This window comes from Ruegeria sp. YKSF57 (assembly GCF_059612585.1).
In genome coordinates this window covers 1-13,969 of the sequence record NZ_JBXWQW010000041.1, presented here as the reverse complement: position 1 = coordinate 13,969, position 13,969 = coordinate 1, and the positions used below count along the sequence as shown (strand labels likewise).

General features: G+C 53.2%; 12 protein-coding genes and 1 pseudogene. 8 read left to right on the top strand and 5 right to left on the bottom strand.

What is annotated here, in order from left to right; translation table 11 throughout:
- The 4 genes from AC2FLX_RS16555 to AC2FLX_RS16540 form a co-directional block, all read right to left on the bottom strand.
- Window positions 1-906: an ABC transporter permease subunit gene (locus AC2FLX_RS16555; protein WP_480751951.1), complete on the bottom strand. Its 906-nt coding sequence runs from the start codon at window positions 904-906 to the stop codon at window positions 1-3.
- Window positions 906-1,913 carry an ABC transporter permease subunit gene (locus AC2FLX_RS16550; protein ID WP_496807187.1) on the bottom strand — a complete coding sequence of 336 codons (1,008 nt, stop codon included), beginning with the start codon at window positions 1,911-1,913 and terminating at the stop codon, window positions 906-908. The genes AC2FLX_RS16555 and AC2FLX_RS16550 overlap by 1 nt, the downstream gene beginning before the upstream one ends.
- Window positions 1,913-3,010 (bottom strand): M24 family metallopeptidase, encoded by a 1,098-nt coding sequence (locus AC2FLX_RS16545; protein WP_496811312.1) that lies wholly within the window; start codon window positions 3,008-3,010, stop codon window positions 1,913-1,915. The genes AC2FLX_RS16550 and AC2FLX_RS16545 overlap by 1 nt, the downstream gene beginning before the upstream one ends.
- Window positions 3,011-3,076: 66 nt before the next feature.
- Complete coding sequence (locus AC2FLX_RS16540; protein ID WP_480751947.1) at window positions 3,077-4,663, bottom strand: ABC transporter substrate-binding protein; 1,587 nt, start codon at window positions 4,661-4,663, stop codon at window positions 3,077-3,079.
- A gap of 545 nt (window positions 4,664-5,208) precedes the next feature.
- Here AC2FLX_RS16540 and AC2FLX_RS16535 point away from each other — a divergent pair.
- Both AC2FLX_RS16535 and AC2FLX_RS16530 read left to right on the top strand, forming a co-directional pair.
- Complete coding sequence (locus AC2FLX_RS16535) at window positions 5,209-6,423, top strand: sensor histidine kinase (RefSeq protein ID WP_496811311.1); 1,215 nt, start codon at window positions 5,209-5,211, stop codon at window positions 6,421-6,423.
- Between the two features lie 17 nt (window positions 6,424-6,440).
- Window positions 6,441-7,067 carry a response regulator gene (locus tag AC2FLX_RS16530; protein ID WP_496811310.1) on the top strand — a complete coding sequence of 209 codons (627 nt, stop codon included), beginning with the start codon at window positions 6,441-6,443 and terminating at the stop codon, window positions 7,065-7,067.
- Between the two features lie 2 nt (window positions 7,068-7,069).
- Here the strand turns inward: AC2FLX_RS16530 and AC2FLX_RS16525 are convergent, their stop codons facing one another.
- The gene (locus tag AC2FLX_RS16525) at window positions 7,070-8,023 is read right to left on the bottom strand and encodes a LysR substrate-binding domain-containing protein (RefSeq protein ID WP_496811309.1); all 954 of its coding nucleotides are present in this window, start codon (window positions 8,021-8,023) and stop codon (window positions 7,070-7,072) included.
- 131 nt (window positions 8,024-8,154) lie between these two features.
- Between AC2FLX_RS16525 and ugpB the strand changes: the two genes are divergently transcribed.
- From ugpB to AC2FLX_RS16495, 6 genes and pseudogenes are all read left to right on the top strand, one after another.
- Window positions 8,155-9,456 carry a sn-glycerol-3-phosphate ABC transporter substrate-binding protein UgpB gene (ugpB, locus tag AC2FLX_RS16520; RefSeq protein ID WP_480751942.1) on the top strand — a complete coding sequence of 434 codons (1,302 nt, stop codon included), beginning with the start codon at window positions 8,155-8,157 and terminating at the stop codon, window positions 9,454-9,456.
- Window positions 9,457-9,522: 66 nt separating this feature from the next.
- Window positions 9,523-10,404 (top strand): sn-glycerol-3-phosphate ABC transporter permease UgpA, encoded by an 882-nt coding sequence (gene ugpA, locus AC2FLX_RS16515; protein WP_496747772.1) that lies wholly within the window; start codon window positions 9,523-9,525, stop codon window positions 10,402-10,404.
- Complete coding sequence (gene ugpE / locus AC2FLX_RS16510; RefSeq protein ID WP_496747769.1) at window positions 10,404-11,255, top strand: sn-glycerol-3-phosphate ABC transporter permease UgpE; 852 nt, start codon at window positions 10,404-10,406, stop codon at window positions 11,253-11,255. The genes ugpA and ugpE overlap by 1 nt, the downstream gene beginning before the upstream one ends.
- A 10-nt stretch (window positions 11,256-11,265) precedes the next feature.
- Complete coding sequence (locus tag AC2FLX_RS16505; protein WP_496811308.1) at window positions 11,266-12,315, top strand: sn-glycerol-3-phosphate import ATP-binding protein UgpC; 1,050 nt, start codon at window positions 11,266-11,268, stop codon at window positions 12,313-12,315.
- 5 nt (window positions 12,316-12,320) lie between these two features.
- On the top strand, window positions 12,321-13,277 hold the full coding sequence (locus AC2FLX_RS16500) for a glycerophosphodiester phosphodiesterase family protein (protein ID WP_496811307.1): 957 nt from the start codon (window positions 12,321-12,323) through the stop codon (window positions 13,275-13,277).
- Between the two features lie 195 nt (window positions 13,278-13,472).
- A pseudogene (locus AC2FLX_RS16495) lies at window positions 13,473-13,969 on the top strand (IS5 family transposase); the annotation flags it as partial.

Below are 13,969 nucleotides of genomic sequence, written 5' to 3'. Positions count from 1 at the left end.
TCAGCTCCGCTTCAGTTTCGGGTCAAGTGCATCGCGAAGGCCGTCACCCATAAGATTGATGGCGAGTACGGTCACGAGAATGGCAAGGCCGGGGAATGTTACGACCCACCATGCGCGTAGAATGAATTCACGTGCCTCAGCCAGCATCGTTCCCCATTCCGGTGTAGGTGGCTGCGCACCCATCCCAAGAAATCCCAGAGCCGCAGCGTCTAGAATCGCAGTCGAGAACGAAAGCGCCGCCTGTACTATGATTGGAGCCAAGCAGTTGGGCAGCACGGTTATGAACATCAGACGCGGTAAACCAGCGCCCGCTACTTGCGCGGATGTCACATAGTCTTTTTGCCGCTCTGACATGGCTTGCGCGCGGGTCAAGCGCACATAATGCGGAAGCAAAACGATCGCGATAGCAATCATGGCGTTCGTTAGCGACGGACCAAGGATCGCAACCAGAACCAGGGCCAGCAACAGCGACGGGAAGGCTAGGATGATATCCATGATCCGCATGATCAATGTGTCAACGAATTTGGGCGCAAAGCCCGAGAGCAAACCAACAATGATTCCGCCCGAAGCTGCTATGGTTACAACCACGATGCCGACAAAAAACGAGTAGCGCGACCCGGCGATAAGGCGCGAGAGGATATCTCGCCCTAGCGGGTCAGTGCCCAGAACAAACTCCCAGCTTCCGCCTTCAGCCCAGACGGGAGGTTGCAAGATGTGTTCGCGAAACTGTTCCGTCGGATCGTAAGGCGCAAGCCATGGCGCCAGAGCCGCACACAAAACAAAGGCGGTAAAAAACCAAAGACCGATGACTGCCCCGCGATTTTCGCGGAAATAGTACCAGAACTCGCGCACGGCATTTGGGCGTTCCGGGCTGGTAGTCGGTGACTGAATTGTCTGAATCGCCATTACCGCTTCCTAATCTTGGGGTTGATCACACCGTACAGCACATCAACGATTAGATTTACGATCATTACGATCACTGCGATCAACAACAATCCGCCCTGCACCACGGGATAGTCGCGGCGTGAAATACTGTCGACCATCCACTTGCCGATACCCGGCCAGCTAAAGATTGTTTCGGTCAAAATGGCGCCGGCCAATAGCGTTCCGACCGAAAGGCCGATCACCGTGATGACCGGGATCAGTGCGTTGCGCAGCGCATGGAGACCATTGATACGTGATGGGCTGAGACCTTTTGCGCGGGCGGTGCGTATATAATCTTCGCCCAACACCTCAAGCATCGCCGAACGGGTCTGGCGCGCAATAACCGCAAGTGGAATTGTCCCCAGAACGATTGTCGGCAAGATCAGGTGACGAACGGCAGACTTGAATGCGCCCTCCTGCCCCGAAAGCAAGCTGTCAACTAGCATCAGGCCAGTTACGTTGTCGAACCAATATATCAAATCGATGCGGCCTGAAACCGGCGTCCAACCCAGATTGCCCGAAAATACGATAATCAACAGCAGTGCCCACCAGAAGATCGGCATCGAGTAGCCGACCAAAGCCGATGACATCAGCAGCCTGTCGAACAATTTACCCCGGTTCACAGCGGCAATTACTCCTGCGGGAAGACCAAGTGCGACCGCAAAAATCATGGCACAGATCGATAGTTCCAGAGTTGCCGGAAACAGCGAAAAGAACTCATCCCAAACCGGTTTCTTGGTAACGAAGCTTTCGCCCAGATCGCCCTGCATCACGCCAAATAGATAATCGGTGTATTGTTGCCAGACCGGTTTGTCGAAACCGAGTTTTTCCACCATCTCCTGATAGCGTTCTTCGGTCATGCCGCGTTCTCCGGCCATGACAATAATGGGATCACCAGGCAGAATCCGGATGAACATGAAGGAAATCAGCGTCACTCCGATGAAAGTCGGAATGAACGTTCCCAATCTTGCAAATAGATAGCGTAGCATCAGCGTCCCACGACCATGAGGTCTTTTGGAAAGGTTGTAAGGCTGCGATAGCCGTCTGCGGTTACCAGAACATCGTCTTCGATCCTGACACCGAATTTGCCTACTGCATAGAGGCCGGGCTCATTCGTATACACAGTTCCAGCGGGAAGAACCGTGTGATTGCCGCGCATGACATAGGGTGCCTCGTGAACATCCCGCCCCAGCCCATGACCGGTTTTGGTGCGAATGCGATCTGCATAAGGCGATGCCTCCAAAACGCCTGTAACCGCATCGTCAATCTGATGTGCGGTCACACCGGCGCAGGTCACTTCGAGACCCTTCATGTTTGCGGCAAGGACGGTGTTATAGACATCTCGCGCCTCATCTGAGGCTTCCTTCACGAATACGGTCCGAGTTATGTCGGCGGCAAAACCATGTTTCCTCGCACCGAAATCGAACAACAAAGCATCACCTGCTTTGATCTTGTAATCTTCTCGAGCGTGCGCATGCGGGAGGGCCGTATTTTCTCCTGCCGCTACAATAGGTGAAAAAGCCATATCATCCGCCCCCTCTGCGAAAAGAGCGTGTATTAATGCGGCTTCAACTTGTTTCTCCGTCTGCCCGATCTGCACATTCTCCAGAACACGAAACAAAGCCCGCTCCGAAATTGCGATTGCAGTTTCGAGAGCAGCAATATCTTCGGCGGACTTGATCATCCGCAAGCCTGAAATTTCACGCTCCCCATCAATGATCTGCAGTTCTTCATAGGCTTGCATCAACGCATGATGTACGAAAACGCGCATCACTTGACCTTCGACGGCCACCCTTTGGATTGGTCGCTGCGTTGCAAGAGCCGCAAAAGCATCAGAATACCCCGTCTGATCTTTCCAATCAAAAACGTCGCCTTCGAACCCCACAAGATCCCAGCTGTCCAGTTCGAGATTAGGAACAATGGCCGCAGGTTTACCTTGTACAGGGATGATGACAAGGAATGGGCGTTCATGGCTCATGAAACTATGGCCAAGTGCACGCGTGAAATTCGGCCCGGGCACCAAGGCCACCGCATCGACCGAAAGATCGCGAGCAACCTGACGATAATCGGCAAGGCGATCAGTCATTGGCTATGTCTCCGCAGACAAAAAGAACCGGGGCCGCATTTGCAGCCCCGGTTCAGGTTCAGATGGTTATTCGACGCTCACGCCATAGAAGATGTGTCCACCAAGCGGATGAACCTTGTAGCCCTTCACGTTGTTTACCATCGGCATGAACACGACCGAATGCGCAATAGTGGCCCACGGCGCTTGCTCTTTGAAGATGACCTGGGCCTCTTCATAAAGCTTGGTCCTCTCGGCTACGTCCGTGGACTGCTTGGCCTGCTTGATGACGTTGTCGAACGGCTCATGGCACCACTGCGCTCGGTTCGAAGCTTCAACACCGTCACAGCCCAACAATACTGCCAGGAAATTGTCCGGATCCCCATTGTCACCGGTCCAACCGAGCAAAACAGCACCGTCACGGTTCAGCTCCTTCGAGCGCGACAGGTATTCGCCCCATTCGTAGGACACAATTTCCACATCCACACCGACTTTGGCGAAGTCTGCCTGGATAAGTTCGGCCATGCGGCGTGCATTTGGGTTGTAGGGACGCTGCACCGGCATTGCCCAGATTTTCATGCTCAGATCCGAAACGCCTTCGGCTTCCAGAGCTGCCTTTGCAGCTTCTGGATCATAAGCATCATCGACAATTGCTTCGTTGTAGCTCCACATTGTCGGGGGGATTGGGTTCTTGGCTGCCTGGCCCGAACCCTGGAACACGACATCGATGATCGCATTTTTGTCGATGGCCATGTTCAGCGCCTTGCGGACCTTGGGATTGTCGAAGGGTGCCATGGTCGTGTTGTACGCCAGATAACCGACGTTCAAGCCTTCCTGCTCCATCACATTGATGGCGGGGTCATCCTTCATCGCCTGAATATCAGCCGGGTTTGGATAAGGCATGACGTGGCATTCGCCCGCTTTCAGCTTTTGGTAGCGCACCGAAGCATCGGGAGTAATAGCAAAGATCAATTGGTCGATATCGGCTTTTCCGTTCCAATAGTCGGCGTTTGCCTGATAGCGAATGACAGCGTCTTTCTGATACGCCACCATTTCGAACGGGCCGGTGCCGATCGGGTTGGTGTTGATCTTTTCTGGTGTACCCGCATCCATCATTGCCTGCGCATATTCCGCAGACAGGATGGAGGCAAAGTCCATTGCCATATTGGCCACGAACGGTGCTTCGGGCGTATTCAGTGTGAACTTAACAGTGTGATCGTCGAGTTTTTCGACCGATTTCACCAAATCCGGCATTCCCATACCGTTGAAGTATTCCCATGTCCCGCCGTTCACTTTGTTGAACGGATGGTCTTCAAGCCGTTGACGTTCGAACGTGAAAATCACGTCATCGGCATTGAAGTCGCGAGTGGGTGTGAATTCGTCATTCGAATGGAATTTGACGCCCTTTCGCAGCGTGAATGTGTATTCAAGACCGTCATCGCTGGCTTCGACGCTTTCAGCCAGTCCCGGAATTACGTTGGTGGTTCCGGTTTCGAACTCCATCAAGCGGTTATAGATGGGGTGTGATGAGGCGTCGAACGTGGTGCCCGCCGTGAACAACGCCGGGTCGAACCCTTCCGGTGAACCTTCTGAGCAATAGACAAGCGTTCCGCCCGCAAGAGCTGGTCCCGCCATCAGTCCTATTGCGGCAGTTGCCGCTAAAATCTTGGATTTCATTGTTTACTCCCTTGTTATTATTTCTGATCGCTTCAGCACATCAGAATTCAGGCAACTTCCCGGTCACATTCGCTGACGGGGAAACTGTATGATGTTTTTAGTATATTGTATCCAATATCAACCTCATTCGTACGGGATTTTTCACAGAGCAATGGAAGCGACCGAGACTCCGCGTTATTGGAACGAAAATAACAAAAAACAATCACAACGGAGACGATTGTTACCCGGCCTCAAGATCTCGCAGGGCCTTATGATCAGGAATCACAAGAATAACCTGGATCAAAACCGGACGCCTGATCGATGGCCACAGTCGGTCGCACATTCCGACCAAAGTCCCTTTTCTTGTCGGACGTGTTGAGGATTATGGGTATATGACAATCATTCGGCGATATGCCTCGCTATGGCAGAATATGTCTTTGGCCACTCAATTTGGTCTTACTGGAGGCGTGGTGTTGGTCTTCGCAGCCCTTATCGTCGGAGCAATAGTCACTCGCCGGATCGAAGAAAGCGTCGTCCGCAATACCGCAAACGCAACCGCGCTTTATATGGAGAGCTTTGTCTCTCCGATCTCGCAACAGCTTGCCGACAGCGATGAGCTGTCTGAAAACGCTCAGCGCGCTCTGGATGAAATTTTCAATAACACACCGCTTGGTGAGCGCATCGTATCCTACAAAATCTGGAAAAAAGGCGGGCGCGTTGTCGAAGCATCAGACCGCAGTCTGATCAACCGAGTGTTTGAAGTCACCCCGCCCTTGAAAGCAGCTTGGCAAGGCCAAGTGAGCGGTGAATTCGAGGAAGTTGGTGACGAAGAGGCTGAAAACGAAAGTGCGCTTGGCCTACCTTTGTTGGAGGTCTATTCCCCGATCCATGAGGTATGGACCGGCGAAGTTATCGCTGTGGCGGAGATTTATGAGGCTAACCCGCAGCTACGTAACGATCTCGTCGCCGCGCGCCAAACCGCTTGGGCAACTGTGGTTGGTGTCATATCGGCTATCGGAGCTGCGTTATACCTGATCGTGCGCCGCGGCAGCCGCACGATAGAGCGCCAACGCGCAGGATTGAATTCGCAGTTCCGGGATTTACGAGCTTTGTCCGCACGCAATCTCGATCTGCGTCGACGGGTTCAAGAAGCGGCGGCCAGATCGGCGGCCAGTACAGAGCACGCGCTACTTCAGATCGGAGCCGATTTGCATGATGGTCCGGCGCAATATCTGGCTTTCGCGGCTCTGCGCCTTGACGATTTGCGCGAAAAGCAAACCGATGATGCTGCTCGTTCCGAACTTGATGGTGTCAACGAGGCCTTGAAACAGGCCATGGAAGAAGTACGTTTCATATCGCAGGGCCTGTCTTTGCCCAATATCGCTGATATCCAGCTTTGTGACGTTGTCGCAAAAGCTGTCAGCGCTCATGAGAACCGTTCGGAACACGACGTTTCTGTTCTATGTGAATGTGAAAGTTTCCATGCATCTCCAGCGGAAAGGATCTGTATATATCGCTTTGTCCAGGAAGGCCTGAATAATGCTTCGCGCCATGGTGGCGGAACCGGCTTGGAAGTCCAAATGAAATGCGACAAGCAGTCGTTGTCACTTGCCGTGAGGGATCGCGGCACAGGGTTCGGACCGGATGGTCCCAGTCTCGGCCTTGGCTTAAGCGGATTGCGCGACCGCGTTGAAAGCCTTGGCGGCACTTTCCGCACATCAAACCGACAGGAAGGCGGCGGCGAGATTTGCATGATGTTTGAAACAGGAGATCACAGATGATCAAAACCCGCGTCGTATTGGCCGATGATCACCCGCTGTTTCGCGAAGGCGTTGCCCGCACCTTGGACGAAAGCAAGGATTTCGAAGTCGTCGGGCAAGCGACGACCGGAAAGGAAGCCGTAGAATTGACTTCCAGTCTGAAGCCCGACCTGGTCTTGCTTGATCTGTCCATGCCGGACGGGGGGCAATGGGCTCTGACCCAAATAGCCAAGGGTGAACACAAGGCGTTGGTTGCCATGCTCACAGTTTCCGAAGATGATGACTCTATTCTGGCGGCACTTTCTGCCGGTGCTTCAGGCTATGTGCTCAAAGGAGTTGGCTCGCGTGAGTTGATCCGGGTCTTGACAGATTTGGTAGCGGGCCGCAGCTATGTTGCACCCTCCCTGGCCGCCAAGGTTCTGACTCGGATGAACCGTCCGCGCCAACCAGTTGAACGGGCCAACCCCATTGGTACATTGTCGAAACGGGAAGAAGACATCTTGCGGCTGGTCTCGCAGGGAAAAAGCAATAAGGAAGTCGGGTTGGCCCTCGATCTGCAAGAAAAAACTGTTAAGCACTATATGACTGCAATCTTACAAAAGCTGCATGTCCGGAATCGCACCGAAGCCGCACTTTTGGCGCAAAGCCATTGGGGCCACCACTGACACTATTTCCCCGCTGGCTTTCCTGAGCGCCCGCTTGTGCGGGTTCGCGCACTATACTCGTCAGCACACCGGAACGGTGAAAGGCTTTCTACAAAAGCATCCAAAAAATCCAAAGCCAGCAATGACCTGCTTCCCGCAATTGGCTTTAGGATCGAAAGCCGATGTGGAACGTTGGGTTCGAACTCCCGTATTTCCAATCCTTTTCCGCGAAATGGTTCGGCGTCCAGAGACGATACAACAGAAACCCCCTGCCCTTGACTGACAAACATACAGGCGGTGGTGAATTGTCGAACTTCAATCCACGAATTGACCAGCACTCCATAATCTGCAAAGGCCGTCGACAGATGGCCAAAAAAGTTACTGTCCCGACGAGTGTGGATGATTTTCTCGGCTTGCAGATCGATCGGGTTGATGATTTCTCTTTCGGCTAGAGGATGCCACTCAGGGACGACACAAACTGTTCGAATTTTTATGTCTTCGCTTTCAACAGTGGGGTGTCCAGTAAATCCGTCAGTGATACCGCAATCGTATTGCTCTCCGACAATCCACTCAAGGATGCGCTCTGGCCGATCTGGTTCCAGCGTTACCGTTACACCGGGTCTTTCTTTCAAGAAGTCGGCAAGAACAGCAGGCAGATGACTGGTGGCAAACCCCGGCAGACACGCAATTCTCAAGTGACCAGCGGTGCGCTCCGACAGGTCTCGGTTGAGATCTTCCAAATGGCGCAAACTGTCAAAGATGCGTCCAACCTCGGATAACAGGTACCTCGCTTCACTGGTTGGGACCAATTGCCCGCCTTCGCGAACGAACAGATCTACAGCCACGGTTTTTGAAAAATCCGACAATAGTCGACTTACCGCAGGTTGCGATACTTCCAGCACTTGTGCAGCTCGGGTCATCGATCCGGTCTGCGCCACTGCTTGAAAGGCTTCGAGTTGCCTGAGTTTGAATTTCATCCGTCCACCTGTGCCAGGTATCGATGCTTTGTGGATAATATTTTGTTATATTATTTGTCAAAAAACTTTTGCTTGCATTATTGGTTTAGTTGCTCAAATGCTGTGTCATACATACGCATCGGGAGGTAACAATGTCTGTCAAATCCATTTTTGTAGCGTCTTCCATAGCAGCGGCGATGGCAACGACCGCGCTGGCTCAGACCGAAGTTCAGTGGTGGCACGCCATGGGCGGCACAAACGGAGAGCGGGTCAACAAGATTGCAGAGGACTTCAACGCGACGCAAAGTGATTACAAGATCGTCCCTGTATATAAGGGAAACTATACTGAAACCATGACCGCTGCGATTGCGGCCTTCCGCGCCAAGGAGCACCCGGCAATCGTTCAGGTGTTCGAAGTTGGCACTGCCACCATGATGGCCGCAAAGGGCGCCATTTATCCCGTGGAACAACTGATGAACGATACCGGTGAACCGTTTGATGGCGGCGACTATCTGCCGGCGGTGGTGTCCTATTATCAAACTCCTGAGGGCGAACTGCTTTCAATGCCGTTCAACAGCTCCACGCCTGTCCTTTGGTACAACAAGGATGCGCTGGATGCAGCCGGTGCTTCGGTTCCCGCCACTTGGGACGAAGTCAAGGAGACGGCTCAGAAGCTGGTCGACAACGGCATGAAATGCGGGCTTTCCTTTGGATGGCAATCCTGGGTTATGATCGAAAACTTCTCGGCATGGCACAATATGCCGATCGGCACAAAGGAAAACGGCTTTGCCGGGTTTGACACCGAATTCACCTTCAACAACGAAAAAGTCGCGGCGCGTCTGGACGACATCGCGTCCATGTCCGACGGCAACTTGTTCGTGTATGGCGGGCGTCGCGGCGACAGCTTGCCAATGTTCACAAATGGCGAATGCGGAATGTGGATGAACTCGTCAGCCTATTACGGCTCGATCAAATCACAAGCTGAGTTCGAATTTGGCCAGACAATGTTGCCGCTGGACACGTCGGTTTCCGACGCGCCGCAAAACTCGATCATCGGTGGCGCAACCTTGTGGGTTCTGAGTGGGCGGGACGAAGCCGAATATCCCGGCGTCGCCAAGTTCCTGACATACCTGTCCTCGCCCGAAGTGCAGGCGTGGTGGCATCAGGAGACCGGATATGTTCCGATCACCACCGCCGCTTATGTTTTGTCCAAAGAACAGGGTTTCTATGATGCGAATCCTGGCACAGATACCGCAATCAAGCAGCTCAGCCTAAACACGCCAACTCCGAACAGCCGAGGTTTGCGCTTTGGCAACTTCGTTCAGGTCCGCGACGTGATCAACGAAGAGATGGAGGAAGTCTGGGCTGGCAACAAATCCGCCGCCGAGGCGCTTGATGCGGCTGTGGAACGCGGCAACGATCTGCTGCGCAAATTCGAACGCACGGCAAACTGATACTATACAACTTGTTGATCCCGCAGGGTAATGCCCTGCGGGGTCTGACGCCATCTGGAGTCCGCCATGCTGAAGCGCGTGCATTTCCCGACGTCGCCGCTGCCCTATCTCCTTGTGGCGCCGCAGCTTGTCATCACCTTGGTGTTTTTCATTTGGCCCGCCAGCCAGGCAGTCTATCAATCGTTTCTCATCGAAGACGCGTTTGGTCTCGGAACTGAATTCGTTTGGCTGGAAAATTATGAACTGCTCTGGTCAGACAAAAGTTACATTGCGACGTTCTGGCGGACCGCATACTTCTCGTTGGCCGTCGCGGCGCTTTCGATGATCTTTGCGTTGTTCTTGGCAGGATTTGCCCAGCGGGTGCTGCGCGGCGCCTTGTTCTATCGTACGATGCTGATCTGGCCCTATGCCGTTGCTCCGGTTCTGGCGGGCGCGCTTTGGGTTTTTATGTTCAATCCCACGTTGGGTATCTTACCATACCTCCTTGAATTCGTCGGAATCGAATGGAACCATTACCTGAGCGGCGGACAAGCCATGTTTCTTGTTATTTTAGCCGCCGCGTGGAAACAGGTTGCCTATAACTTTCTGTTCTATCTTGCGGCGATGCAGTCGATCCCGAACAGTGTTATCGAAGCTGCAGCAATCGACGGCGCTGGCCCATCGCGCCGTTTCTGGACAATTATTTTCCCACTGATTTCACCCACGACTTTTTTCTTGCTGGTGATCAACATGGTCTATGCCTTTTTTGAAACCTTCGGGATTATCCATGCAGTCACACAAGGAGGCCCCGGAACGTCAACCACAATTCTTGTCTACAAGGTATTCAATGATGGTTTCGTAGGCCTCGATCTTGGGGGGTCGGCGGCGCAGTCGGTCATCCTGATGGTTCTTGTCATCGCCATGACTGTGATCCAGTTCCGCTATGTCGAGCGAAAGGTGGAATACTGATGATCGAGAACCGGCCTATCACAAATCTGGTCACCCACATCGTTCTGATCCTGGGCGTCGTCGCCATTGCGCTACCTGTATGGATCACCTTTGTTGCGGCAACTCACAGCGAATTGCGCATGAGCCAAGCCCCTCTACCTCTACTGCCGGGGAGTTACCTATGGGAAAACCTCAAACAAACGTTGTTCGGGGCAGGTCTGCGAGGAACCGAAATAGCCCCTGTATGGCTGATGTTGCTTAACAGCCTGGCAATGGCCCTGATGATAGCGATCGGCAAAATCGCAATCTCACTACTATCGGCCTTTGCCATCGTGTATTTCAAGTTCCCGTTCCGCATGCTGAGTTTCTGGCTAATCTTCATCACCTTGATGCTGCCGGTCGAAGTACGGATTCTTCCTACTTTCGAAGTTGTCGCCAATCTTGGAATGCTGAACAGTTACTGGGGGTTGTCGATCCCGTTGATCGCGTCGGCAACGGCTACATTCATGTTCCGGCAGGTGTTTCTGACGGTACCCGACGAATTGCTGGAAAGTGCACGCGTCGACGGTGCAGGCCCGATGCGTTTCTTTTGGGACATTCTACTGCCGATGTCGCGGACGAATATTGCGGCTTTGTTCGTAATTCTCTTCATTTTCGGCTGGAACCAGTATCTGTGGCCGCTGCTGATTACAACCGACACATCGATGACCACAATCGTGATGTCGATAAAGCAGATGCTTGAAGCCGCCGAACAAACGCCGCTTTGGAACATCATCATGATGACCGCGCTGTTGGCGATGATCCCACCGATTATCGTCGTTATCGCGATGCAAAGGCTCTTTGTTCAGGGCTTGACGGAAACAGATAAGTAGGGTGCCCACAATGGCTGAAATCCACCTAAAAGACCTCGTCAAATCCTATGGGCAGACCGAAGTGTTGCACCACATCGAAGGAAAGATTGCTGATGGCGAATTTATCGTCATCGTCGGCCCTTCGGGCTGTGGTAAGTCCACCCTTTTGCGAATGATTGCCGGACTGGAGACCGTGACATCAGGCGAAATCCGCATCGGAGATCAACGCGTGAATGATCTGGAACCCGCGCAACGCGACATTGCAATGGTTTTCCAGAACTATGCCCTGTATCCGCATATGTCCGTGCGAGATAACATCTCCTACGGCCTTAAGATCCGCAAACTGCCGAAAGACGAAATTGCCCGTCGGGTCGAAGACGTTGCGGACATTCTTGAGATCCGACAGTACCTTGACCGGAAGCCGCGTCAGTTGTCCGGCGGACAGCGCCAACGTGTCGCCATGGGTCGGGCGATCGTCAGAGATCCGCAGGTTTTCCTGTTTGACGAACCGCTTTCCAATCTGGATGCCAAGTTGCGAGTACAGATGCGTTTGGAAATCCGAAAGCTGCAACAACGGCTAGGTGTTACCTCGATCTACGTGACTCACGATCAGGTCGAAGCCATGACCTTGGGAGATCGGCTCATGGTGTTGAATGGCGGTTATGTGGAACAGTTCGGAACACCAATCGAACTATATGACAAACCGGAATCGATATTTGTCGCCGGCTTCATTGGAAGTCCTGCCATGAACTTCGTAAAGGTCAAGGTTGATGAAGGTCAGGCTATCTTACCGAATAACGCGGCGATTCCGTTGGGCACACAGTTCACTGGCGAAACAATCGTTGGCCTGCGCCCTGAACATCTGATCCCGAATGAAGGTGGGCCTATCGCACTGGAAATTGATCTCCTGGAGCAACTAGGAGCCAACACCCTTTTGCACGGGCGCCTGCAAAACTCAGATCAAGAACTGATTGCGTCCGTTCCGGGACATACAACCATCAATCAAGGGAAAACTCGGCGGTTTTCGATCGATCCGGATTTGGTGCATCTGTTTGACCCTGCAACCGAGAAACGAATGTGACTCGGATGAGATTTCCTCAGATCAAGGCATTTTCGGGCGATACCCGAACCATCCGCATCATCGGTCATCGTGGGGCACGTGGAATTCTGCCGGAAAACACCTTGGCGGGATTTGAGTTCGCACTTTCCTGCGGTGTCAAGCTATTGGAGTTCGATGTTGCGATGAGCGGGGACAGGGTTCCTGTCGTCACGCACAATCACCGACTTAGCAATGCCATGGTTCGTGATCCGAACGGACAGTGGCTGCGCGGAGAAGAGCGTAAGATTTCCTCTCTTTCCATGACAGAGCTTTCGAGGTTCGATGTAGGAGGATTGGATGGACAAAGCGACTATGGTAAACGCTTCCCAGATCAGGCATTTCTGTACGGCATAGGTATACCGCGGCTGAGCGAACTGTTTGATCTAGTTAACCAGCCTGAACATCGCGATGTTCATTTGATGCTGGAAATCAAGTCGGACCCTGAAATTCTGAATGATTTCGAGTGGCGCAGGGATTTGGTTGCCGCAGTCGTTGCCGACATTCGCACCGCGCATCTAGAAGAAAAAATAATCTTGCACAGTTTTGACTGGAACCTATTGAGTGAGTGTCGCAATCAAGCGCCTGATATCCCGACTTCCTACCTTTCTGAGCTACCCACAAACAAAGACGAGATCGGTGAGGACTCTTCCAAGTCGGTTGGCCCGGATCTGAGCAGTGAGGTGGTAAGCTTACCCGATTTGGTATACCAAGCGGGTGGCCAGTTTTGGTGCCCGCGCTACTCGGATATTACCGCCACCGACATGGCGCGTGCGCGTGAACTTGATCTTTGCGTCGCGGTTTGGACCGTTAACGAACCAGAAGCCATTGATCAAATGATCGATCTGCAGATCGATTCCATCGTCACGGACTATCCCGGTCGTGTTCAGCGCCGCTTGATTGAACGGGGGTACACGTGGCTGGATCGCTGCCCGGAGATGGCATAGCTATGAATTCGGCTCGGGCTGCGTTTGACAAGTACGAGGATATTCGCGTACGTTTGGCAAAGATTCAGGCGCGCAAACCTGCTCAACCGATTACGTCGCTTTTGGGTATTGTAGATCACACAGATGCCTTAGGGTCAGGATGCATTGATTTTCAACGCGCTGCGTGATTCACGGCTCGGAAAATGGAGCAGTGACATGAGCAACCTTTACTGGCTGGCCGACGAGCAGATGGCCAAACTTACCCCTTTCTTCCCGAAGTCCCACGGCAAACCTCGCGTCGATGACAGACGGGTGTTGAGTGGGATTATCTTCATCAATCGCAATGGGTTGCGCTGGCGAGACGCTCCCAAAGAATACGGACCGCACAAGACGCTTTATAGCCGGTGGAAGCGTTGGAGTGAGAAAGGTATCTTCGCTCGGATGGTGGTTGGCCTGGCTGCCGAACACGGCGAGGAAAAGACCGTGATGATCGACGCGACTTATCTGAAAGCACATCCTACCGCGACCAGCATGGCCGCGAAAAAGGGGGGCGTGGTCGCCTGATCGGTCGGACCAAGGGTGGGATGAACACCAAACTGCATGCCATCTGCGATAGCCAAGGGCGGCCGCTCAACCTGTTCGTCACCGCCGGCCAAGTCAGCGATTACATCGGCGCGCGGGCGCTGCTCAGCAGCTTGCCAAAGGTCGACTGG